Consider the following 24100-nt stretch of genomic DNA (forward strand, 5'->3'; position numbering starts at 1 on the left):
AATACTATGTCAGTCAATAATAAGGCCCAAGTTGGCATTATCATGGGAAGTAAATCGGATCTTCCGGTCATGCAGGATGCTATCGATGTTCTGAAAGTCCTCGGTGTAGAGTTTGAAGTAACGATTGTTTCAGCACACCGTACACCTCAGCGGATGTTTGATTACGCTAAAAATGCTGCAGTTCGTGGTTTGAAAGTTATTATTGCTGGTGCAGGCGGAGCTGCACACTTACCAGGAATGGTGGCTTCTATTACACATTTACCGGTCATAGGGGTACCTGTCAAATCTTCGAATTCAATTGACGGATGGGACTCTGTGCTTTCTATCCTTCAGATGCCCAATGGCATTCCTGTAGCGACAGTGGCTTTGAATGCAGCTAAGAATGCGGGTATATTGGCCGCTCAGATTCTAGGTACAAGTAATGAAGTAATCGGCAATAATATTATTGATTATAAAGAAGAGTTAGCGAGAAAAGTAATTGAGACAGCTGTGCAAGTAGAGGATACAGAATTCTAAGTTGAAATCTTACTAAATAAAGAAGGGNNCCCTTCTTTATTTAGTAAGATATGCTTGAACATAGTCATAGCTCTTTTTAAGGCTCTCCATTTTATTTGGCATATCAATATTATCCTGTTCAACAAAGGCATATTTAAGTCCCGATTTGTTTTTTTCTTTGACAATTTCAGGGAAATTGATGCTGCCTGTTCCCACCTCAGTATACTTAATATCCTTGAAAATTTGCTCGATAGGCAAATTCCCATCTTTAGGCCACTCAATAGGATTGGATTTTGTTTTGTCCATATCTTTGACATGCCACAGTTTAAAACGATTTGGAAACTTTTCGAAGAGCGCTATCGGGTTTTTACCAGCTTTCTCTGCCCAGAAAAGGTCTAACTCAAAATCAACCAGGTCTGGCTCGGTAAATGCAAGCATTACCTCTTCTCCGGTTGTATTATTTCCAAGATCCCTGAATTCCCAGAAGTGGTTGTGATAAGCTATATTTAAACCTAATTTTTTAGCCTGCTCACCAGCTTTATTCAATTGCTCCGCAGCATAGAGATAATCGTCTTTTTTCAATGCGTTAAGATCGAACATCGGGGTTACAGGAGCAATTACATATTCTTGACCAAGTTCTTTTGCCGCATCAAAATAAACAGCTATGTCCTCTTTGTCTGTATGTACTTTACTCAGGTATTTGGCCATGTCGTAATGACCTGAATGTGTTTTGAGACCATTGTCATCCAATATTTTCTTCAACTCTTTGTAGGGCAATTTCCANNATGGAATAAAGCTGTACGCCTATATTCTGTAATGGATTGTCGCTGATTGCCCCAGCTTTATTTTGACAGGATATAAAGTTGGGCACCAGATAAGCTGCCGAAATACCTATTCCAGCTTGCTTTAAAAATTGACGGCGAGAATTGTTCATCATATAATTGATTACTTGTTAGTGTACAATGTACAATTATTTGTTTAAAAATCAATGGTGCAACAAGGAATATTTTGAAAGATGCGTTGAGTTTAAAATACTAAATATTTGGAAAGCAATAGTTTATAAGTGGATAAGTATGGTCTTTGGAGAGTTAAGGTGGATCACTAGTGTCGGATGACTTTACAAAAAAAAAGGTCTGAATACTTTCAGACCTTTTTTCTATTTAAGTAGGAAGACTTAAACAGTCATGATATCTTTTTCTTTTAGTTCAGCCAATTTATCAACTTTTACAATGAATGCGTCCGTTAACTTTTGGACTTCACCTTCGGCAGTTTTAATTTCATCTTCTGACGCACCATCATTTTTCAATTTCTTGATGGACTCATTGACATCCTTACGGATGTTACGAATACCGATACGGCCTCTTTCAGTTTCTTCTTTTACCTTCTTAACTAGATCACGTCTCCTTTCTTCTGTTAAAGGGGGAACATTCAGACGAATAACGATACCATCGTTCTGCGGGTTGATGCCTAGGTTAGCGTCTGTGATAGATTTTTCAATTGCGTTGATAAGCGATTTCTCCCAAGGCTGAATAACAATAGTCCGTGCATCAGTCGTATTGATGTTTGCCACTTGTGAAAGTGGAGTGGCGCTACCATAATAGTCTACTGAAATACCATCTAACATAGATGGAGAAGCTTTACCGGCACGAATTTTAGTTAATTCGGATTCGGTGTGAGCAACTGCTTTGGACATCTTGTCTTTACAATCGTCCAATTCAATTGAAATTAGTTCGTTCATATAAGATTACGTTTTTAACAGATTTAAATTATTTAACCACAGTTCCAACATGTTCACCATTAGCAAGTTTTAATAAATTGCCTGGTTTGTTCATATCAAATACGATGATTGGTAATTTGTTTTCTTGACAAAGGGTAAAGGCAGTCATATCCATGACATTTAATCCTTTCTCATAAACCTCTGTGAATGATATTTCCTCAAATTTTGTTGCACTAGGATCTTTTTCCGGATCAGCAGTGTAAATACCATCTACACGTGTTCCTTTCAATACTGCATCTGCATTGATTTCGATCGCACGTAAAGATGCAGCAGTATCCGTTGTGAAGTAGGGATTTCCAGTACCAGCTCCGAAAATAACAATACGGCCTTTTTCCAAGTGGCGAACGGCTCTTCTACGAATAAAGGGCTCACATATTTGCTCCATTTTGATCGCAGTAAGCAAACGTGTCTTTTTCCCAACTTTCTCAAGTGCATCCTGCAGTGCCATGCTGTTGATGACTGTGGCAAGCATGCCCATATAGTCTGCTTGAACACGGTCCATTCCTGATTTTTCAGCACTTAAACCACGGTAAATATTACCGCCACCGATAACAATTGCAATTTCTAAACCTTGATCGTGAATTTCTTTGATATCATTAGCGTATTGTGATACACGGTTAATATCGATACCATAGCTTTGGTCACCCATTAAGGATTCACCGCTAAGTTTTAATAAGATACGTTTGTATTTCATAATTGTTTTTTTGGAAATTTTCCAAAGGTCAAAGATAAAATATTTTTTTTATCCCCTAGGACTTAAAGTGATATTTATTGTGGTTTTATTGTTTCACTAATAACTTTTTGGTAATATTGCTCATAAAGAGGCATAATATTAGACAATTGGAATTCTTTGGCATGATTTAACGCTGCTTCTTTAAATTTATCTAGACGCTCACCATCTTCTAGAATATAGATTGCATTTTTTGCCATGTCATCCACATCGCCCACCGCACTGAGAAATCCAGTTACACCATTTTCATTCAGCTCAGGTAAACCACCGGTATTGGAAGAAATCACCGGAACTTGACAGGCCATGGCCTCTAGTGCTGCGAGTCCGAAGCTTTCCGAGCTTGAAGGCATTAGGAAAAGATCCGATACAGACAGTATTTCTTCCACTGCATCTTGTTTACCCAAGAAACGTATGTCTTGACATACATTAAGTTCTCTCGAAAGCTCTTCTGCGTTTCGACGCTCAGGACCATCTCCTACCATTAAGAGCTTCGAAGGGATTACATCATGTACTTTCTTAAAAATACGAATGACATCTTCAGTATTTTTAACCTTTCTGAAGTTGGACGTATGAACCAATATCCGTTCATTGCCCGGAGCAATGGCTTTTTTGAAATGTGAACGGTCTTTATTGCTGAACCTGTCCAAATCAATAAAGTTTGGGATCACCTTGATGTCGCGGGTAATGTCAAAGTATCCCAGCGTCTGATCTTTTAGATTCTGTGATACAGCAGTTACGCCATCTGATTGATTGATGGAGAATGTAACAACGGGACTAAAACTCTTGTCCTTACCTACAAGTGTAATATCTGTGCCATGTAAGGTTGTTACTACCGGAATATTAATGCCATAGGTAGTAAGCAAGATCTGTTTTGCCATAAATGCCGCTGATGCATGTGGGATTGCATAGTGGACGTGGATCAAATCCAACTTTTCGAAACGAACAACATCTACCAGTTTGCTGGCTAATGCAGATTCATAGGGTAGAAAGTCAAAAAGCGGATATTGCGAAACAGCTACCTCATGGTAGTATAGGTTTTCAGAAAAGAAATCCAGCCGTGCAGGTTGTCGATAGGTAATAAAATGGATCTCATGTCCATTAGCGGCCAAAGCCTTTCCTAGTTCGGTTGCAACTACACCACTTCCACCAAAGGTGGGATAACAAACAATTCCTATTTTCATCTGCGTAATTATGTCTGAGCGTATATTTAACTGCATCTCTAGTATGCACTGTTCAATTTTGTTTAAAGGCTAACGTGAACCTCATGTTAGTATTCCGACTATTTTCGTCTAAACACATGCGATGTTTATCGCATATTTAGTACATTTATTCATCAGACAACGAAGAAGCAATTTTAGTCTAACGATTGTCTTCTTCAATCATTTCAAGAAAACATGAAAAATTTAGCATGCTTATTCCTAAATTTTGTGCTGCAAATTTCGACTATTTATGCGTAAAATAACAAAAACCAATTGCCATAGTTTTGTGAATTTTTTGATTGGTTAAAAAGCGCTATCTTTAAATAGACATTTAATCGGTATATGGATAACTTTATAAGTGATATTTCAGGACAGCAGTTTCCTTCTGAACAACGTATTTTGGGGGCTTCAATTCGACAGCCAATTTTTAAACTGATAAAAAAGGAGTATCCGAGCTTTGGTAAAGATAAATACATCGCTTCCACAGAGTTGACACGGTTCAAAGAAGCTTATATATCCGAATTTTTAAGGGATGAGTCGGGACAGTTAAGTCAACTCGATCAACAGGTAATTGATAGCTTCAAGGAAAATAAGGTAATCAGCGCGAGTCTGGATGGGGATACAAATGAACCGATCAGCTTAGGGGACAAAGTTGCAGATAAAGTGGCGGAATTTGGTGGAAGCTGGGTATTTATTATTTCTTTTATCTTTTTTTTGATCGTTTGGATCTTAGCCAATATCTATTGGTTAAATAATAAAGGTTTTGATCCCTATCCCTTTATTTTACTTAACCTGATTCTGTCCTGTGTGGCAGCGTTACAGGCTCCCGTTATTATGATGAGCCAAAATAGGCAGGAAGATAAAGATCGCGAACGGGCAAGAAATGATTATATGGTTAACTTAAAAGCCGAACTCGAAATTAGGGAATTGCATGAGAAAATTGATCACCTCATTATCCGCAAAGAGCAGGAACTTGCCGAAGTACAACGGGACCAAGTGGAAAAATTGGGTTTTTTACTAAAGAAAATGGAAAAGATAGAAGAAGCATTTAAAGAAAAATGAATTTAGAAGGAGTAATAGGCGAACTGACGTTTAAGTTTTCCAGGTCAGGCGGAGCAGGTGGACAACACGTAAACAAGGTGTCATCCAAAGTATTGCTGCAGTGGAATGTCGAGGTTTCCACAGCTGTTTCTGTTGAAGAAAAAGCGATGATTTATACAGTTTTGGCAAATCGCATAAATAAATATGGAATATTGCAACTGGAATGTGATATCGATCGATCACAGATTCGGAATAAAGAAATTGCAATCGATCGCTTTAGGCGTATTTTGGAGTCCGCGCTTGTACCAATAAAGGCCCGAAAGAAAACAAGAATACCTTATTCAAGTATTTTAAAAAGGTTAGACAGAAAGAAGCAACAAGCTCAACTGAAAGCTTCACGCAAGAAGAACTTCGAAGATTAAATTCGAATCTTTAATAATAAGTATTGTTTATCAGTTATTTATTTTAAAACTAAAAATATAGTTGTGAAACTAAATATTTAGTTTTAACTTAGATAACGTATTATTATTACAGTATTTTTTTATTCTATAGAGGTTATGGAAGATTTTAAAGAGTTAACGAAAGCTGAAGAGCAAATTATGAAAGAGCTCTGGGAGATGGAGCGTGGCTTTGTCAAAGAGATTATTGATCGGTTGCCAAAACCGAAACCTGCCTACAATACAGTGTCGACTATCGTTCGTATTCTCGAAACGAAGGGTTTTGTGACGCATGAATCTTTTGGAAAAAGCCATCAGTATTCACCGAAGATTTCAAAAGAGGAATATAAGAAAGGTCTTACAGGAAAATTACTAACCAATTATTTTGATAATTCCCCCAAAAGTATGCTTTCTTATTTTTTGGAAGAGAATAGATTAGACGTTAGGGAACTTGATGAAATCCTGTCTATAATTGAACGTAATAAGTAACAACCAAAACCTTTATAAACTTTTTGATTATGATTTATTTATTGATTGTCAATGTTTCATTGATTATCAGTTTTGTACTCTATAAACTGATTTTTAGAAGGCTCACTTTTTTTCAATGGAATCGGATCTATCTCATCGGAATGTCCATATTTTCGCTATTGGCTCCGGTAGGTATTTTTATTGAATTACCAAAGACTGAGCTGATTTCCAAACATCTTGTAAAGATCGATCTGGGAACATATGTGGATATAGGAATTGGAAGCTCAATTGAACAGCCCTTATTTTTTTTAGATATAATTGTAAAGATTTATTGGATAGGGGTGATACTCGCCTGCCTTTTCCTAATGGTCCGAATCAGCTATCTTTTTCGGGTATTGCGTTCTTCGCCTGATCACCTAAGTTTTTCCTTTTTTAATAGGATTGTAATCGGGAGATTGACCTACAACAAGGAAAATATTGCATGGCATGAACAGATCCATACTGAACAGGGGCATTCATACGACTTGCTATTGATTGAGATCCTGAAAATTTTCAATTGGTTCAATCCTGTTGTCTATTTTCTTCAAAGAGAAATACGGTTTCAACATGAATATATTGTAGATGAAATTTGTTCTGCCGATAAGGTGGCCTATGCAGAAATGTTGGTCGCTCATGCATTGCGAACAGACCAATTGGTTTTTTCACAAGAATTTTCGAATCATTCGTTTTTAAAGTTGCGCATCAGGATGTTATTTAAAGATAAATCGAACCCGAGACAGCGCCTGTTATATGTAACGGTGTTACCCATGCTATTGTTGATAACCTTATCTACTTTAGTATTCAATACGAGTAGGGCAAAAGGAATGGTTTTAGCTGTTGAGTCAGGGGTTAAGCAGGTGGCAACATTCGATCATCAGACCTACCCGCCTAAACAAACAAAGCGTATCCACATACAGTCCAATGAACAATCGGATACGATGCCTTTTGATCAGGTCGAAGTGAAGCCAGTTCCAGAAAGAGGAATGCAGTCATTTATGATTTGGGTAGGCAATAATTTTCAGTTTCCAAAACAGGCTGTGGAACATGATGTCAGTGGTATGATTGAAGTCAATTTTATTATTGAAATAGATGGTAGCTTATCCCATATTAAAGTAAAAAAGGATCTCGGTTATGGCACCAAAGAAGCAACGTTGAAACTCATGGAACGTGCAAAGCGATGGAAACCGGCGCTCGTCGGCGGTAAACCAGTACGAGTTGCCTATACATTGCCCATTCGTCTTAATCTAGCAAAATAAAACATCAAGTATTATAGTATGCACACCATAATCATCCGAGTCTTCTATGTCATTATCGCCTTTGCGACGCTCTCTTCATGTAAATCTTATCAGGTCGTTCCTAACGGTTTTGCTATCGAGGGAGACGAATATTTTGTTAATCTCAATAAAGAGCTCACCGTATTTTTAGGGGATGATATTATGGAGGATAAAAATTGGCAAGGCAATACGAGTCCAATCAATGCCGATAAAGTTACGCGTAGGTTTCGCAAGGTGTTACGCCACTTGCGATATTCGGACACTGCTTACAGCGTGCTATTTTCTGGACATTTAGCGGGGAAATATAGCTATGATATGCTTGCCATAGTGAACAATTCACCAAATGTAAAAGGAAAGAAAAACCATCTGCTGAATCTAAGTTCTTTTCAACGTGAGCAGCATAAAGAAGGTCGATATTTTTATAACATCACAACGTTTAAAAGGCAGAAGTTGCTTCATTTTGTCATCCCTTTTAACGGCCGCCTTTGGCAAGAAAAAATGGTGTCTTTGATTTTTCTCGTCCCCGAGAATTTTACCGACGTTGCATGGGCTAAGGATATCGTAATGTCGAATGTGGCCATGTATCGCGATCGTTATAAGTTTACACCGAGCCGTACCGAAATTTTATGCCCAGATGACGGTATTAGCCGTTCACATTTGGATTATAAAATTCCTGAAGAAAAGATAAACAAAACAGGCTTTATGTTAATGAAAGCCTATGGTGTGGTTGAGGGGAAAAGAAAATTGGTTGTTTATCGTGTGATGAAGCCCAATGATTTTTATGGATCCTTTGTCACCTGTAAAGGAGATTATGAAATTCTGTACACGACTTTGAAAGATAAAATTGTTTGGCAGACCAAAGTAAATACAGAGCGAGATGTCGAATTTTAAAGAATAAATTAAAATCNNGATTTTAATTTATTCTTTAAATGCCAGATTTCATTTTGAAGCTGCTCCACTTTTTCCAATAAATGGCTGGCCACCTGAATTCCGGCAGGATTCACTTCTAGCTCGTAATAGAGATTTGAAAAACGTTCCAGTTTCTGAAGATCGTCTTCATCGATATATTGTTCTTCCTGTTGAATGACGATGTGTATGAGGCCATATTCCACCATGGTTTCCAAAAAGGTTGTTTCAACCTTTCTAGACTGACAGAAGTCTATGACTCTTATAAGTGTCGTTTCCATAATATTATTTCTTTAGATCCTTCAATTGTTGAAACAATGTTTTTTCTTCGGCAGTCAGATTACTCGGCATTTGTATATTCAATGTAACATATAGATCTCCAAATTCGCCCTCCTTTCGATACACAGGAAAACCTTTTCCTTTAAGACGCATTTTTGCACCATTTTGACTTTCAGCTTTTATTTTTAATTTTACTTTTCCACCGAATGTATCTAGCGTAGCCTCGCCGCCTAAGATAGCGGTGTAGAGATCGATGTCAAGTGTTGTATACAAGTCGCTTCCCTGACGTTTAAAACGACCATCGGGCGCGATGTTGATTGTTATGTAGAGATCTCCCTTTGGACCACCATTTATACCATCGCCTCCATAACCTTTAAGTTTGATTTTTTGTCCATCCTCGACTCCCGCATGAATCGTGATACGGATATTTTTTCCGTTGATATTAAATGTTTGTGAATGGGTGGTGTAAGCCTCTTGTAAAGATAAGCTGAGTTCGGCATTAAAATCCTGTCCACGGAATGTGCTTTGCCGTCCGCCACCACTTCTGCTCCCAAACATCTGTTCAAAGAAATCAGAAAATTGGCCGTCGTCAAAGTTTCCGGTATATTCGTAAGAACCGCTGTTTCCGCCAAAGGGATTGCCAGTTCCGCCAAATGGATTGCCTCCAGCCGACTGGGATTGGCGGTATTGCTGTTGCGCTTTTTCATATTCCTCCCCATGTTGCCAGTGCTCACCATATTGGTCATACTTTTTACGCTTTTCAGGGTCAGATAATACCTCATTTGCCTCATTAATCTCCTGAAATCTTTGTTTGGCCTCATTGTCGTTAGGGTTGACATCAGGATGGTATTTGCGGGCTAGTTTTCGATATGCTTTTTTGATCTCATCAGCTGAGGCTGTCTTATCAGTGCCAAGCACTTTATAGTAATCTACAAAAGCCATAAATTATACTTGTTTTTTGTATTAAAGTTAACAATAATTACCCATAAAATGTTTATCCTAAAGGTCATTTTACCGTATAAAAAAAGCAAGTAAACCTTTGTTCACTTGCCTTTTTTTATACGGTAAAATAATTTTAATTGCTGCGGATAATTCGGTCTTATTCCTTATTGGTGTCAACAACGAGGCGATTTTCCCGATTGGCAATTTGCCATGCAGTAAAGAATGCAAGTTGCTCGCGCTTTACCATCAAGGGAAAATCGATCTTGTCATAGGTGTCCGCAGGTGTGTGATAGTCCGGATGCAATCCCGAAAAATAAAAGACTGAGGGTATACCTTTTTTTGCAAAGTTGTAATGATCTGAACGATAATACAAACGCATGGGATCCTTTGGATTGTCATAGGTGTAGTCGATCTCCATTTTCGTATGCATCTCATTCTCATTCTTATTGATTTGATACAACTCCGAGCTCAATTTATCCGAACCAATCGCATGGATGTAATTGTGATTTCCTTTGAGATGCTTATCGTCGACACGACCAATCATATCAATATTAATGCAGGCTACAGTATTTTTCAATGGGAACACTGGATTTTCGGTATAAAATTTGGATCCTAATAATCCTTTTTCCTCTGCAGCGTAGGTAATGAACAACATACTGCGCCTAGGGCCATTTCCAGCAGATTTAGCCTTTGAAAAAACACGTGCCAACTCGAGAACAGCCGTTGTGCCCGAGGCATTGTCATCGGCCCCAAAGAAGATATTTCCTTTGGAATCTATTCCATCGTGGTCATAGTGGCCTCCAATCACCACGACTTCATCTTTTTTATCTGTTCCTTCCAGGTAACCAAGAATATTTGGGTCAGTTAGAGTAGTGGCATTGGTGCCAAACTCGGCTTTAAAATTAGTAGGAATAACAAAAGAACTTGGCTGTCCAGATCGATTAATCTTTGAAACTATAGCGGCAAGGTTAGTTCGCGCTAGATTCAAAACATAGTTGGCTGCATGATCAGTAATATTGACAACAGGGATCATAGGCGACTTCTCCGGTGCGGGTTGATCTATCGCTAAATTATAGCGTCCTTCTGTAGCCCGGTCTCCAGCATCTTCCAAAAGTTGAGATAATTGACTGTTAATAGCCAATATCATCTTAGGATTGTGTTTAAGGATTTCCTTAACTTTTTTATTTCTGGTTGTCGACCAGTTAGACGGAGTCTTTGTGCTGCTAATCCATGAATTACCCTTTTCATCCGTTGGTTCATGCTCATTGATTAGCATAACAATCTTATTATGGAGATCCATACCAGCGATATCCGAATATTTGGGATCATCAATACCATAGCCAATAAAAACAATTTCACTACCCTCGAAAAACTTGTTTTCATTGTTGCCAATGACAAAAATATCTTTGCCATGTTGAAAAGGTCTCTCATTAATACTAAATTGCTTTACCTTGAAGCTATTTCGAATAAGCTGCAAGGGTTGGAAATAAGATCCATTGACAGGTGCAGTAAGGCCATATTTTTTAAATTCATTGGCAATATATTCTGCAGCCAGGCGTCCGCCTTTTTGCCCCGTTCCTCTGCCTTCAAAATCAACAGAAGCTAAGGTGCGTAGATGCTTTTGCGTAGATTCTACGGTGATTTCCTCCGCATATTTACTGTTTACGTCCTGTGCTTTAGCACAGCTCATCAGCACGCATGCGATCCAAAGCAGGTTGTATATTTTTTTCATTGTTTATTTTTTACTGTTACTAGTTTGTAAGCTTTATCTTGAGTTTTCAGTTGGCTCCACCGCCGCTATCTTCTTACAGATAGATGTAAGTACGTTCAGTATCTGCACAATATATAAAAAAAAGCGGATGAAAAGTATTGTTTACCTTTCATCCGCATCTTAAAATATGTTAATTTATTAACAGCTACAAGCGATTTTGTCTACCCGATTAGCGTGACGGCCACCTTCGAATGCTGTGTTTATAAATGTATTGATAATCTTTTTAGCAAGCTCAAGATCGATAAAACGTGCTGGGATACACACTACGTTAGCATCATTATGCTGACGGGCCAAAGCAGAGATTTCCTCTAACCAGCAGATAGCAGCACGAATATTTTGGTGTTTATTGGCTGTGATGGCAACTCCATTTGCACTGCCACAAATTAAAACTCCGGCATCTGCTTCTTTATTTTCCACTGCTGATGCAACTGGGTGTGCGAAATCTGGATAGTCAACTGAGTCTGGAGAATTTGTCCCAAAATCTGTTACTTCATAACCCAATTCTTTCAAAAAGCTTACCAAAGCTGTTTTGTAGTCAAAACCCGCGTGGTCACTTCCAATTGCAATTTTCTTTACGCTGCTCATTTTTATTGTTATTTTATTTTTCTTGTGCTAATTTTTTTCTTTTAACATCCGCAGAAACCATAATACTGATTTCATATAATAGGAACATTGGTGCCGCAACTGTCAGCATGGTGATTATATCTGCCGAAGGTGTAATAACCGCAGCTATCACTAAAATAATGACTGTTGCATAACGACGGCTGGCTCGCATAAATTCCGGAGTCATAATACCGATTTTAGAGAGAATAAATACCAGTATCGGAAGTAGGAAGACAATACCACAGCCCAATGTTAAAGTTGAAATGGTCGAGAGGTAATTATCAATGGTAATCTGGTTGACGATTTCATCACTCAGCGATACATTTGCTAGAAAGTTGATGGATAATGGTACAACAATGTAGTATCCGAAGAGTGCCCCTAAAATAAACAATAGCGAAGCATAAAATACAAACCCACGGGCAGATCGTCTTTCTACGTCTGTTAAAGCTGGTTTTACAAATAACCAAATTTCAAAAAGGAGATAAGGAAAGCCCATCATCAAAGCCATCAATAAACAGGAGTTTATCTGAAGCATAAATTGACCTGCTAGTTCAGTATTGATGATATTAAAAGGAATTTTTTTTACACAAAAGTCTGCCAGATTAAAAGCGTCGGCTGCTTTACACATCATGCGATAAGTCCAAAAATTTAGATTCTTTGGCCCCATGATGATATCGTTAAATACGAAATCATAGAATGTAAAAGCAATACCTGCAAAGATACAGATCGCAATTGCCGAACGGACCAAATGCCATCTTAAAACCTCAAGGTGGTCAAAGAACGACATCTCTGCTTCTATGTTCTTCCCTTTATCTTTAATAGCTTGTATAAGATCTTTCGAATTAGGTGTATTCATAAAAATTGTTTGGAAACAAAAATACCATTCTTATTGTAAAGAATGGTATTTTTTATGTGTGTAAAGATAATTTTATTTAATCTTCTACAGGATATTCAGTTAGGTCAAAAGTTTCCATAAACTTCGTTGTGAAATTACCTGCTCTAAAATTAGGATCACGCATCAATCTTAAGTGCAAAGGGATGGTTGTTTTGATTCCTTCAATGACAAATTCGCTTAGTGCTCTTTCCATAGTGCTGATTGCTTCCTCACGCGTTTGTGCCACAGTGATTAATTTCGCAATCATCGAATCGTAATTAGGCGGAATGGTGTATCCTGAATATACATGGGTATCTACACGTACTCCATGCCCACCTGGTGAGTGAAAGTTCGTGATCTTACCTGGAGAAGGGCGGAAGTTATTAAAAGGATCTTCTGCATTGATACGACATTCAATGGCATGCATCTGCGGTTCATAATTTTTTCCCGAGATAGGAATTCCTGCTGCCACTTTAATCTGTTCTTTGATCAAATCAAAATTGATGACTTCTTCCGTTACTGGATGTTCTACCTGGATACGGGTATTCATTTCCATAAAGTAGAAGTTACGATGTTTGTCAACCAGGAATTCGATCGTACCAGCGCCCTCATAGTTCACCGCTTTGGCACCTTTGACAGCAGCTTCACCCATTTCGGCTCTCAACTCAGGAGTCATGAATGGAGATGGAGATTCTTCGATCAATTTTTGGTGACGGCGTTGAATTGAGCAGTCACGTTCAGATAGGTGACATACAGTGCCAAATTGATCACCTACAATCTGGAATTCAATATGACGAGGTTCTTCTACATATTTTTCAAGGTAGATTCCATCATTACCGAAAGCCGCAGCTGATTCAACACGTGCAGAATCCCACGCCGGTTCGAATTCTTCATCTTTCCAAATGATACGCATTCCTCGACCACCACCACCAGCAGTTGCTTTGATGATAACAGGATAACCGATTTCATTGGCTAATGAAATGCCTTCTTTTACATTTGAGATCAAACCTTCAGATCCGGGCACTGTAGGAACACCAGCTTTTTTCATGGTATCCTTAGCACGGGATTTATCACCCATTTTCTCGATCTGTTCGGCTGTAGCACCAATAAATTTGATGCCATATTCTGCACATATCGCTGAAAAGCGCGCATTTTCGGATAAGAAACCATATCCTGGATGGATTGCATCAGCATTTGTCAGTTCGGCAGCAGAAATAATATTCGGAATGTTTAAGTAAGAGTCTCTACTTGGAGGAGGACCGATACAAACGGCTTCATCCGCAAATCTTACGTGTAGGCTATCTCGGTCAGCAGTAGAATATACTGCAACACTTTTGATACCCATTTCACGACAGGTACGGATAATGCGCAGGGCAATCTCTCCTCTATTTGCAATTAATATTTTTTTGAACATTGTCTTGAATTATGAAGTTTGCAAAAAAATGTAGCCCTTTGGAGGCTACATATATTCATTTACACAATTGTAAATTATTTAGGCTCAACTAAGAATAATGGCTGGTCGAACTCAACAGGTTGAGCATCTTCTACCAAAATCTTAACGATTTTACCTGAAACTTCAGATTCAATTTCGTTGAATAATTTCATTGCTTCAACGATACATAATACAGAACCTGTATTGATATCATCACCAACATTGATGAAAGACGGTTTGCCAGGTCCTGCCGAACGGTAGAATGTACCGATCATTGGTGATTTGATTGTAATCAAGTTTGCATCTGCATTTGCGGCTGGTGCTGCAGGACTAGCTACAGGAGCTGGTGCCGCTGCTTGCGCAACTTGAGGAGCAGCGATAGGGGCAACAGCAGGAACAGAAGCTGTTACATACGTAGGCTCTTGATTTGTTTTTATTGTAATTTTAAAATCTTGCTCTTCAATCGAGACTTCATTCACACCTGATTTTGAAACGAATTTAATCAAGTCCTGAATTTGTTTGATATCCATACCCATAGTATTCTAGGTTTTGTTTGTTTCTAAAAAATTCTAACTGTCAAAAGTAATAAATTATACCATAAAATGGACAATTAATACGCCCATTTTAAATAGATGGATCCCCAAGTGAAACCACCGCCGAAAGCGGCAAGGATAAGATTATCTCCTTTCTTCAATTGCGATTCCCATTCCCATAAACACAAAGGGATTGTACCACTTGTTGTGTTACCATATTTTTGAATGTTCACCATGACCTTCTCATCCGGCAATCCCACGCGCTCTGCTGTAGCATCAATGATACGTTTATTGGCCTGATGAGGTACCAACCACGCGATATCTTCCGATTTAAGATTGTTTTTGACCATCACTTCGTGCGCAACATCTGCCATATTGGTTACCGCAAATTTAAATACTGTGCGGCCTTCTTGATAGGCATAGTGCAATCCGGCATCTACCGTTGCATGCGAGGCTGGGTTAAGTGATCCACCACCTTTGATATTCAAAAATTGTCCCCCAGAACCATCGGTTTTTAAAATTGCATCTTGTATACCTAAACCCTCTTCATTAGGTTCCAATAGGACACAACCACAACCATCACCAAATAGGATACAGGTATTGCGGTCTTGATAATTGATGACCGAAGACATTTTGTCTGCACCGATAACGAGTACTTTTTTATGTGTACCAGCAATGATAAATTGCGTTGCCGTGTTCAAACCGAATAAAAATCCTGAGCATGCAGCCTGAAGATCAAATCCCCAAGCATTGGTCGCTCCAATTTTATCGGCAAGAATATTAGCTGTGGCAGGGAACAGCATATCTGGAGTACTGGTACAAAAGATGATGAGATCAATATCTGTAGCAGCTATGCCTCTTTTTTTCAATAAACCTTGAACGGCAGGTACAGCAAGATCTGAAGTAGCAAGCCCTTCGCCTTTTAAGATGCGACGCTCTTTGATTCCCGTTCTGGAAACGATCCACTCGTCGTTAGTGTCGACCATTGTTTCCAATTCTTTGTTGGTTAGGATGTAATCCGGAACGTAACCATTTACAGCCGTAATTGCGGCGTGAATCTTTGACATAAATATTCTAATTGAAAATAGATCTGATGCTGTCAATGAACTTAGACTCGATCATATCTCTTGAAAATAAAACCATATTTTTAATGGCCTCAGGTGTCGAAATACCGTGGCCAATAATGACAGGAGCATTTACTCCCAGGATGGGGCTACCGCCGTACTGTTCGTAGTTGAATCGGTCGAAAAAATCATCTTTAAAACCCTTTTTCAACGTTACTACATAAAATGATTCTGCAAGTTTCAAGACGACATTTCCTGTAAATCCATCACAGACATATACGTCTGCATGGTCACTGAACAGGTCGCGACCTTCTGCATTTCCGATAAAGTTAATTTTGTCGTTGGCTTTTAGTAGGGGGTAGGTAGAGGTTGTTAGGATGTTTCCTTTTTCTTCTTCTTCTCCGATATTCAATAATCCGACTTTAGGGTTGGATACATTGAACACATGTTCGGCAAAGACACTTCCCAAGATTGCAAATTGGTTCAACATCTCTGGTTTACAGTCCGCATTTGCGCCGACGTCCAATAAGATCCCGAAGCCTGATTTCAATTTGGGAACGATGGATGCTATAGCAGGACGCAATACGCCTGGGATAGCTTTAACGCTGAACATCGAGCCCACGAGCATAGCGCCGGTGTTACCAGCAGAAGCGAATGAGTCGATTTCTTTGTTTTTTAAATAGTCAAATCCCTTCGCAATACTTGAGTTGGGTTTTTGAGTTATTGCTTTGGTTGGATGTTCACCCATCGCAATAATTTCTGGAGCCTCAACATATTCAAAGTCAGATGAATTTCCTCCGGCTTGATTGATTAATTGTTTTGTCTCTTCAGTTTTACCAAAAAGGACTATTTTTTGGTCTCCAGTAAGCTGCTTTTGTGCTTCAATAGCACCTGTTATCGTTGCTTTAGGAGCATAATCTCCTCCTAAAATATCTAAACCAATCTTCATCCGTTATTATTTAGTAAATCAATAATACGCAAAAAACATCCCAAAGTAAAGCAAATTTCTAAAATAGTGCTTGTCTGGGATGTTTTGGCGTTATGAAAGGTTTACCTTAGACAACAGCTGTATTTTCAATGATCAATTTACCGTTGTAGTACAAATTTCCGTCTACAGTATATGCACGGTGAGGTAAATGAACTGCGCCAGTTTCTTTACATACTGTCAAGCTTGGAGCTTCAGCTTTATAATGTGTTCTTCTTTTGTCTCTTCTTGATTTAGAAGTCTTACGTTTTGGATGTGCCATCTCGTATTCTTGTTTTAGTTATTTTTAATATTTCTCAATGCTTCCCAACGTGGGTCGATAATTTCTTCTTCTTTTTGTTCCTCTGATTCTGGCTCGCTTGTGAATAATGCGAGCATCTCAGGATCACATTGTATGCCTTCTCCTTGCTCTTCACATTTGACGATATAGGGAACAGCTAAATTAATGTATTCATACAATAGCTCAGCTATATCCAACTCATGGTCGCTTTTGGATAAAATTAACACCTCTTCGGTGTTATCTGTCCAATCTTCATCCGTGAATTTGACTAATATCCGCTCTTGAATTGAAATCGGTGACATAAACTCTTTTAAGCAGGTATCACAAGTCAACTGAATTTCACCTTGGATATCAAAATGCAATATCAACAGGTTCTCCTGTTTTTGCAACTCAACTTCTGCTTCCAGATTGCCATCTTTTACAATCGAATGTTCGTAGCAGTCAAAGAACTTTTTATTAATGTCAAACTCAAAATTGTGCTTTCCAGCGTTGAGCCCCGAAAAGGGAATTCTATATTGTTTTAGATGTTTCACAATCTTGCATTTGAGCCTGCAAAGGTATGTATAAAATCATTAGGATCGAAATATTTTTTTAAATATTCTAAGGCCAAGCTTTATACCTACCAATGATAGGGCTTATTCATAATAATTTTTGCCTAACTCTATCTTTTCGCGCCCATTTGCCATGCGCCATTTATTCGTGTCGCGCAGCGAATAAGCGCAGCCGCAATACTCCTGCATATAGAATTTCTCCTTCTTGGAGACTTCCAACATACGGGCCGATCCACCTTTCTTACGCCAGTTGAAGGTCCAATATTCCATACCTTCATGCCGCGAAGCCGCACGTAAGCCGCAATCGTTGATTTGCTCCATATTTTTCCAGCGTGAAATGCCCAGTGAACTAGAAATCACATCAAAGCCATTCGCCGCTGCATACTCCGCTGTTTTTTCAAAACGCATATCAAAACACATCGTGCAGCGAATACCTCTCTCCGGCTCTTGTTCCATCCCCTTGGCTAAATCAAACCAATGGTCTACATCATAATCTGCATCAATAAAAGGAATATGATGTTTTTCTGCAAATCGAATGTTCTCGTCTTTGCGTAAATCATATTCTTTGCGTGGATGAATATTGGGATTGTAAAAATAAATCGTAAAATCGATATCTGAAGCAATGAGTGCTTCCATTACTTCTCCAGAACAAGGAGCACAGCAGGAGTGTAAGAGTAATTTCTTGCCTTCTCCAGGTAACGTCAATGTCTCCCTTACAAATTCCTTATTTTCCATAATCGTATATGCTAACAAAAACAAAGGCAATTTTAATCAAAAAGTAGCGAATTGACAAATATTTCCGTTTTACTTTGAAGGGGCTGCCCTTAAAAGAATCATATAAATTCATTTATTTTCTACATATATTAGTAGATTTGTATGTTTAACGCAATACGCTATTTTTAATAAAAAAAATATGAAATTTTCGTTTCAATCCTGTATTATTATAGTATTCATCAGTATTATAGGTTTTGTTTCCTGTAAGAAATTGGATGATGAACCAACAAACGAAGGACGAATCACGCAGATATCGAGATTGTATATCTCTTTTTTAGATTATGATCCGAATAATTCTTCCCTGAAAAATATGATGATTGTTGATCCAGCAGATACCAACAATTTGGATAATATCTATCAATATCTATCTCCGGCTAAAGGGGGCGGGCCAATTCTCTTTGATGCGAATGCCAAGGCTGTTTTCCAGGCAAGTATTACTCCGCAGGATACATTTATACAGGTTATCCCATTTGCAAATGATATCTATGGTATTCCCGGTACTTCTGGTGCAATTGGATACCGAGGTTTTACAAATGTCAGGGGCTTGGCCTACTACACTTTTTCGCAACAAAATAGTGCTACTTCCGCTACAACCATTCCGTTTCTTTTAGCCGTGACAAACCGTGGAGCCGGTAGCTCCATGTTGTATGCCGTAAGTACGCCTACTGGGAAGGTCGGCTCGAAGGGTGGAGCCCCTATTATTGATAAGCAGATAAATCTGGGAACTGTTGTCCCGAGTTCGCTGACGTTGCTCAATGGCAGCAATAACAATGATAAGTTAGTAGTTATAGGTTTTAATAGTGATGGCTCGAGTAAGGGAAGTGGATTTGCAGTTTATGCCAACCTCCAACAACAATTGATTAATCAGGCGCGTGATACGATTGTCGATTCAGATAAATTCAAGCCTATGATGAAAGTCTATATCAAAGGAAGAACCCAATTGGGCCCCGTATCTTATGCACCCAATAAGGGCTTATTAGCGGTAACATCGGGTAAAGAAGTATTATTTTTTAAAAATCCTGCCGCTTTGTTTAGTGGGACTACAGACAAAGTAGATGTTGAGCCTGATTATGTTGTCGGTGGAGCGAATACTGGATTAGTAGAGCCTTGGGGAGTAACAATTGATGACCGGCGCGACGAAGGAAAGTTTTTTTATGTTTCTGATCTAACGAATAATACGATTTCGCGGTTCCCATTGTTAGAAGAAGGTAACATACAACCAGATATTGCAGCAAAAACATACGGAAATCTGCGTCCAAATTATATCTTTTTGGATGGTCGGTCGACTACAAACTTTTAATAAATAGTTTAAGCAAGCAGTTCAAACAGTGTTTTGATTTCCTGTTGCTTGCTTGAACTTTCATGCTCTTCGTAGGCAGACATCAAATTTCGTAAAGCACGTTTAATGATTGTGACATTATCGCAGGGATAGGTAAACGCGCTATCTGGATATAGGTTCAGTTGCTTCAGAAATGAATTTACATCACTTTTTTGCATTACCTGACCCCGGTTAAATGCATTGATGTAAAATAAAACTTGTTCATTCCCTTCTTCGTCCATATCCATATACGCCAACACAAAATGCTTTGGTAAATTAATCCCATAGATTGGAATGTCCAGTTTCTGTGCAATGATGCTGTAGATGCAGGATAAGGTTAGGGGATTTCCTTTTTTTGTGTCCAGTACCTGGCCAATATAGGAGTTCTGTGGGTGATGATAGTCCTTCGTATTCCCTGCTAAGCCGAAAGACCCAAAAAGAACATGATTCATCAGGTTCACTTTTTCCAGCGGAGTCATGTCGTAATGAAGACCTCGCCATACCTCAGTTTTGAGGTCTTCTATCGCCAAAACAATTTTATGGTTTTCATAGGAAGGATATTGATAATTATTGAGGATAATTAATCCTTCCAGTAGGTTGAATGAGTTGCTCAGGTTCCAGATTTGTAACTCATTTTTGGTCTGATCAAACTGAATTTCATGAATGATATTTTCTAGACGCCCCTGTACATGGGGATCAAAGCTCGATTCCCAAAATCTTTCCAAATGGGGTATGATCTCAGGACCTTGACTTTTTAATTGGTGTTCAACTTCCTGAACAATCTGTTGGTCGGTGTCGTCCAACAGTGATACTAGCGATTTCAACTCTCTCTCATTCATCCTAACGAAGTTAAAAAATTGATTCGAGAAATAATATAAAAAAATCCCCCCAGTAATTTGCTTACCGGGTAGGGATTATTCAGGTTAATTTGGCGTACAATTATTTGAGCTGACCATCCAGCATATTCACAATTCTTTTGCCGTATTCTGCATTCTTTTCCGAATGCGTTACTTGTATGATCGTCACACCGTCATCGTTGAGCTGTTTGAATAGATCCATGATTTCTTCACCCTGTTTGGAGTTTAAATTCCCTGTAGGTTCATCGGCCAGTAATAATTTAGGCGAACCTGCTAATGCACGTGCAATACCGACAATTTGTTGTTGACCTCCGGATAACTGCGCTGGAAATAGGTCTTTCTTTCCCACGATGCCAAAACGATCGAGCATATCGGCCACAATAGCTTTTCTTTCTTTGCTTGAAATGTCTTTATAAATCAAGGGCGTTTCGATATTTTCGTATACAGTCAATTCATCCAAGAGATGATAAGCCTGAAATACATAGCCAATATGGGACTGGTAAAGCTGCGTTCTTTTTTTCGCTTTCATTTCCAATACATTCTCGCCCATAAAAAAATACGCCCCCTCGTCAGGTTCATCAAGCATACCGATAATATTCAGCAGGGTCGATTTTCCAGACCCCGATGGCCCCATGATGGAGATAAAATCGCCTTCAGCAATATCGAGACTTACATCTTTAAGGACGAATGAGCGTGTGCCACCTACATTATACCACTTGAATAAATTTTTTAATTGTATCATTTTTTAATATTGAGATCTTAGATATTCGTATTTATATTTTTTCTAGTAGCCACAATTGGTATTCGATTGCAGCGTATGGACTGGCATTGGTTCTCTTCATGTTCTATTATTCTTCCCGCAGACTGTCTACTGGATTTGTTTTTGCGACTTTTATAGATTGAAAGCTGATGGAAAATAATATCAACATAAATATGCAAAATATTGGAATCAAAAACGACCACCAGGATAGCTGTATATGATAGGCGAAATTGGAAAGCCATTTGTTCATAAGCATATAGGCTATTGGAATTGCGATCCCGATTCCGATCACAAAGAGCTTGAAAAAAGGCTTGTTTAGTTGAACAAACAGTAAGTGTACCGATGCTCCCAGTACTTTACGGATACTCATTTCCTTTTTTCGTAATGCCGCCTGATACGCTGCCATACTGAATAGCCCTAAAGCCGCGATGATAACCGAAAGGGTTGTGAAACTATTAAAAGCAGTCTGCAATTCTTGCTGCTTTTTGTGTTGTAAAGCATATTGCTCATCCATAAAGGAATAATCAAGGGGCAGATCTTTTGCGGCTGGGTTTTTCGCCCATTCTTGTTTGACGGTTTGAATTGCCCGATCGACCATTCCCGATTTTGTTTTGACCATGAGTGTTGCCTGAAAGCGCATACTGCCACATTCACTTTTAAATGAATATATCGTCGGTTGAACTACATTTTCAAAGCCGTAAGCTTTACTGTCTTTGACCAGGCCAACAATTTCAAAGTTAACATCACAGCCCTTAATTTTTACGCCTATGGGGTTTGCAAGTCCTAAATTTTTGGCAGCAGATTCGTTGATGACTGCATAATTCGATAGTGAGTCGCGGAGCAACTGGTCCATGGACAGGTTGATATTCCCCGCTAGATGAGGGATATTTAATGTCTTGAAATATCCAGGATCAATACCGACATGTGCAAATGAAACGGTTTTTTCAATATAGGAAAAATCCTTTTTCGGAGGCTGTTCGTCTTCCCCTGGGATATTTGTCGCTGATGCGACTGAGGCAATACTGGGATCATTCTCTATCCGACGTTTTAATTGTTGATAAGAACCATCGATTTTATTATCGTAATACATACCGACACCTCTGAAATTGACGACCTGTGCAGGTTCAAATCCTTTATCCGTCTGCTGCATATAATTTAGCTGTGCTCGAATAACTAGCATGCCCGAAATAAATAGGATGGCCATACTGATTTGGAAAGTTAGCAATGCGTTGCGAAATGTGCCCTTTTTGAGATTAGAAGTCAGTCCACCTTTTAGGAGATTGACAGATTTGAAGCCGGAGAGTACGATAGCTGGATATATTGCCGATAGAACCGTTGTCATTAGTACGGCAATAGCAAGTTGGGCGATTGTTTCCGAACTCAAAATATAGCCTTTAAGGTCATCATTGAACCATTTTTGAAGGATATTTCCTGTGAGGGCCAAAGCGACGAAACTTAGGCCTGCCGCACTGAATGTCAGAATAAATACTTCGAGCGCCAATTGTCTGACGATAGCCCAGCGGGAGCTTCCCAATATTTTTTTGAGTGCAAGTTCCTTAATGCGTTGATCCGCCTGTGCCATAATCATGTTGGCAAAATTGGCTGAGGCGAGTAAGAGAATCAAAACGGAGAGAATACCAATAATCCACGTGATGATATAAGCCGTGTTACTTCCCGTTTTTGGCCGAAGGTGAAGGTTGGTCAATGGATCCAGATAGATTTTCCCTTTGGCATAACTAGAGGAGCGAATTTTATCTTTCGGTGCGATTTCTTTCTGGTAAAGCGCATTGATGCGACCCGTCAAATTCGCGATATCCGTACCGGGCCGAACCTGAATAAAAGTTTGATACAAAAAAGGATTATTATCGGCAAAGAGATCCTGCGGTTCACGGATAAAAAGGAGATCATAATCAATTATGGATAGACCTTTTTCTTTGATGGTGCCATAAATCGTCTCGTGCACACCTAGAGCAAGGCTTTGAGCTGGAATCGAATGGGGACTGTCGAAATTTAGGCCCTCTTTTTTGAATAGTTGTTCGGCGATATGGCTTTTGACCATAGTCGCTTCCTTTTGTTCCTTGTTTTTGTAGAGTGGCCCAGTTGCATTTTCGATTTGAAAGATGCGTGCCGCAGAGGAGTCAATGAGCGCAGCATTTTTAATAAGGACTGTATTTTCACCAAAAAGGGGATAACTGCCGTAGTTGTAGACTATTTTTCGACCTGCATAGATGATTTCAGGTAAATTTTGTTTTAACAAAGGAGCCATAGCAGGCGAGGTCTCATCTGTAAAAGCGCCTTCGGCTTCCAAACCAATTTGATAGATATCCTTGAAATGTGGATTCCATGTATCGTAACTCGTTTCGCGATTGATGTATTGATACGAAAGGATAAAACCTGTAAAACCAAGGGGCAGTCCGATAATGTTCAAAAATGTGAAACCCTTATTTTTTAAAAGTTTACGCCATGCCAGTTTGAAATCATTTTGTGCCATTTTACGCTGGATATGTATGTTTAAACCAATTCGAACTATTTCACCTAATTAAAAATGCAATCCCCTTGCCATTGTTGTAATTGTTTTGCTATAAGTGTCTTATGTTGTGTTTATCTTGTTTTTGGATGTCCGATTTCGGACAGTTTTCGTTCGCAATCGAACATTCATCCCCCTTTAGCCATTGGCATTGCCCTCCACGCAACAGGCAAGCAATGACCAA

At 38.9% G+C, this 24100-nt stretch carries 26 protein-coding genes; 7 read left to right on the forward strand and 19 right to left on the reverse strand.

The features are described 5' to 3' along the window. The first annotated feature begins 6 nt into the window (after positions 1–6). The gene (purE, locus tag B3E00_RS18115; protein WP_293939587.1) at positions 7–516 is read left to right on the forward strand and encodes a 5-(carboxyamino)imidazole ribonucleotide mutase; all 510 of its coding nucleotides are present in this window, start codon (positions 7–9) and stop codon (positions 514–516) included. Between the two features lie 36 nt (positions 517–552). Here the strand turns inward: purE and B3E00_RS18120 are convergent, their stop codons facing one another. The 4 genes from B3E00_RS18120 to bshA all read right to left on the reverse strand — a co-directional run bounded on the left by B3E00_RS18120 (position 553) and on the right by bshA (position 4183). Further along, a complete protein-coding gene (locus B3E00_RS18120; RefSeq protein WP_293939588.1) occupies positions 553–1257 on the reverse strand; it encodes a sugar phosphate isomerase/epimerase family protein in 705 nt (234 codons plus the stop codon). Positions 1258–1669: 412 nt separating this feature from the next. After that, positions 1670–2233: a ribosome recycling factor gene (gene frr, locus B3E00_RS18125; RefSeq protein ID WP_209581773.1), complete on the reverse strand. Its 564-nt coding sequence runs from the start codon at positions 2231–2233 to the stop codon at positions 1670–1672. Positions 2234–2261: 28 nt separating this feature from the next. Then, positions 2262–2966: a UMP kinase gene (gene pyrH, locus B3E00_RS18130; RefSeq protein ID WP_075991132.1), complete on the reverse strand. Its 705-nt coding sequence runs from the start codon at positions 2964–2966 to the stop codon at positions 2262–2264. A gap of 74 nt (positions 2967–3040) precedes the next feature. After that, the gene (gene bshA / locus B3E00_RS18135; protein ID WP_209581770.1) at positions 3041–4183 is read right to left on the reverse strand and encodes an N-acetyl-alpha-D-glucosaminyl L-malate synthase BshA; all 1143 of its coding nucleotides are present in this window, start codon (positions 4181–4183) and stop codon (positions 3041–3043) included. Between the two features lie 360 nt (positions 4184–4543). On the opposite strand from bshA, the gene B3E00_RS18140 reads away from it, so the two are divergent. The 5 genes from B3E00_RS18140 (at position 4544) to B3E00_RS18160 (ending at position 8351) form a co-directional block, all read left to right on the forward strand. Continuing rightward, a complete protein-coding gene (locus B3E00_RS18140) occupies positions 4544–5263 on the forward strand; it encodes a DUF1003 domain-containing protein (RefSeq protein ID WP_209581766.1) in 720 nt (239 codons plus the stop codon). Beyond that, positions 5260–5664 (forward strand): alternative ribosome rescue aminoacyl-tRNA hydrolase ArfB, encoded by a 405-nt coding sequence (gene arfB, locus B3E00_RS18145; RefSeq protein ID WP_209581763.1) that lies wholly within the window; start codon positions 5260–5262, stop codon positions 5662–5664. Before B3E00_RS18140 ends, arfB begins: the two co-directional genes overlap by 4 nt. A 135-nt stretch (positions 5665–5799) precedes the next feature. Next, the gene (locus tag B3E00_RS18150) at positions 5800–6168 is read left to right on the forward strand and encodes a BlaI/MecI/CopY family transcriptional regulator (protein ID WP_293939589.1); all 369 of its coding nucleotides are present in this window, start codon (positions 5800–5802) and stop codon (positions 6166–6168) included. 29 nt (positions 6169–6197) lie between these two features. Next, positions 6198–7442, forward strand: coding sequence for an energy transducer TonB (locus B3E00_RS18155; RefSeq protein ID WP_293939590.1), 1245 nt, complete (start codon positions 6198–6200; stop codon positions 7440–7442). An 18-nt stretch (positions 7443–7460) separates the two neighbouring features. After that, entirely contained in the window at positions 7461–8351 is an 891-nt protein-coding gene (locus B3E00_RS18160; protein WP_293939592.1) for a hypothetical protein, read from the forward strand. Between the two features lie 8 nt (positions 8352–8359). Here B3E00_RS18160 and B3E00_RS18165 read toward each other — a convergent pair whose 3' ends face one another. The 12 genes from B3E00_RS18165 to B3E00_RS18220 form a co-directional block, all read right to left on the reverse strand. Then, positions 8360–8647, reverse strand: coding sequence for a chaperone modulator CbpM (locus B3E00_RS18165; RefSeq protein WP_293879630.1), 288 nt, complete (start codon positions 8645–8647; stop codon positions 8360–8362). A 4-nt stretch (positions 8648–8651) separates the two neighbouring features. Continuing rightward, entirely contained in the window at positions 8652–9587 is a 936-nt protein-coding gene (locus tag B3E00_RS18170) for a J domain-containing protein (RefSeq protein ID WP_293939594.1), read from the reverse strand. Positions 9588–9744: 157 nt separating this feature from the next. After that, positions 9745–11319, reverse strand: a complete 1575-nt coding sequence (locus B3E00_RS18175; RefSeq protein ID WP_293879632.1) for a M28 family peptidase — start codon at positions 11317–11319, stop codon at positions 9745–9747. A gap of 177 nt (positions 11320–11496) precedes the next feature. Further along, the gene (gene rpiB, locus B3E00_RS18180; protein ID WP_209581732.1) at positions 11497–11943 is read right to left on the reverse strand and encodes a ribose 5-phosphate isomerase B; all 447 of its coding nucleotides are present in this window, start codon (positions 11941–11943) and stop codon (positions 11497–11499) included. Between the two features lie 13 nt (positions 11944–11956). Further along, entirely contained in the window at positions 11957–12817 is an 861-nt protein-coding gene (gene tatC, locus B3E00_RS18185) for a twin-arginine translocase subunit TatC (RefSeq protein WP_293939596.1), read from the reverse strand. Positions 12818–12893: 76 nt separating this feature from the next. Next, a complete protein-coding gene (accC, locus tag B3E00_RS18190; RefSeq protein ID WP_209581726.1) occupies positions 12894–14249 on the reverse strand; it encodes an acetyl-CoA carboxylase biotin carboxylase subunit in 1356 nt (451 codons plus the stop codon). A 74-nt stretch (positions 14250–14323) separates the two neighbouring features. Next, entirely contained in the window at positions 14324–14803 is a 480-nt protein-coding gene (gene accB / locus B3E00_RS18195; RefSeq protein ID WP_209581723.1) for an acetyl-CoA carboxylase biotin carboxyl carrier protein, read from the reverse strand. A 74-nt stretch (positions 14804–14877) separates the two neighbouring features. Beyond that, complete coding sequence (locus tag B3E00_RS18200; RefSeq protein WP_209581697.1) at positions 14878–15867, reverse strand: beta-ketoacyl-ACP synthase III; 990 nt, start codon at positions 15865–15867, stop codon at positions 14878–14880. Positions 15868–15874: 7 nt separating this feature from the next. Continuing rightward, a complete protein-coding gene (gene plsX, locus B3E00_RS18205) occupies positions 15875–16813 on the reverse strand; it encodes a phosphate acyltransferase PlsX (protein ID WP_293879633.1) in 939 nt (312 codons plus the stop codon). Positions 16814–16919: 106 nt separating this feature from the next. Then, positions 16920–17111, reverse strand: a complete 192-nt coding sequence (rpmF, locus tag B3E00_RS18210; protein WP_046672269.1) for a 50S ribosomal protein L32 — start codon at positions 17109–17111, stop codon at positions 16920–16922. Positions 17112–17125: 14 nt separating this feature from the next. Beyond that, positions 17126–17662, reverse strand: coding sequence for a YceD family protein (locus B3E00_RS18215; RefSeq protein ID WP_209581693.1), 537 nt, complete (start codon positions 17660–17662; stop codon positions 17126–17128). A gap of 102 nt (positions 17663–17764) precedes the next feature. Continuing rightward, positions 17765–18415: an epoxyqueuosine reductase QueH gene (locus B3E00_RS18220; RefSeq protein WP_209581691.1), complete on the reverse strand. Its 651-nt coding sequence runs from the start codon at positions 18413–18415 to the stop codon at positions 17765–17767. A 178-nt stretch (positions 18416–18593) separates the two neighbouring features. Between B3E00_RS18220 and B3E00_RS18225 the strand changes: the two genes are divergently transcribed. Beyond that, entirely contained in the window at positions 18594–19754 is a 1161-nt protein-coding gene (locus B3E00_RS18225) for a hypothetical protein (RefSeq protein WP_293879635.1), read from the forward strand. An 8-nt stretch (positions 19755–19762) separates the two neighbouring features. Here the strand turns inward: B3E00_RS18225 and B3E00_RS18230 are convergent, their stop codons facing one another. From B3E00_RS18230 to B3E00_RS18240, 3 genes are all read right to left on the reverse strand, one after another. Next, the gene (locus B3E00_RS18230; RefSeq protein ID WP_293879636.1) at positions 19763–20611 is read right to left on the reverse strand and encodes a transglutaminase-like domain-containing protein; all 849 of its coding nucleotides are present in this window, start codon (positions 20609–20611) and stop codon (positions 19763–19765) included. Positions 20612–20711: 100 nt separating this feature from the next. Continuing rightward, positions 20712–21371, reverse strand: a complete 660-nt coding sequence (locus B3E00_RS18235; RefSeq protein WP_209581685.1) for an ABC transporter ATP-binding protein — start codon at positions 21369–21371, stop codon at positions 20712–20714. Between the two features lie 106 nt (positions 21372–21477). Continuing rightward, complete coding sequence (locus B3E00_RS18240; protein ID WP_293939597.1) at positions 21478–23880, reverse strand: FtsX-like permease family protein; 2403 nt, start codon at positions 23878–23880, stop codon at positions 21478–21480. Between the last annotated feature and the right edge of the window lie 220 nt (positions 23881–24100).

Source organism: Sphingobacterium sp. UBA5996, assembly GCF_002429765.1.
Lineage (GTDB): Bacteria > Bacteroidota > Bacteroidia > Sphingobacteriales > Sphingobacteriaceae > Sphingobacterium.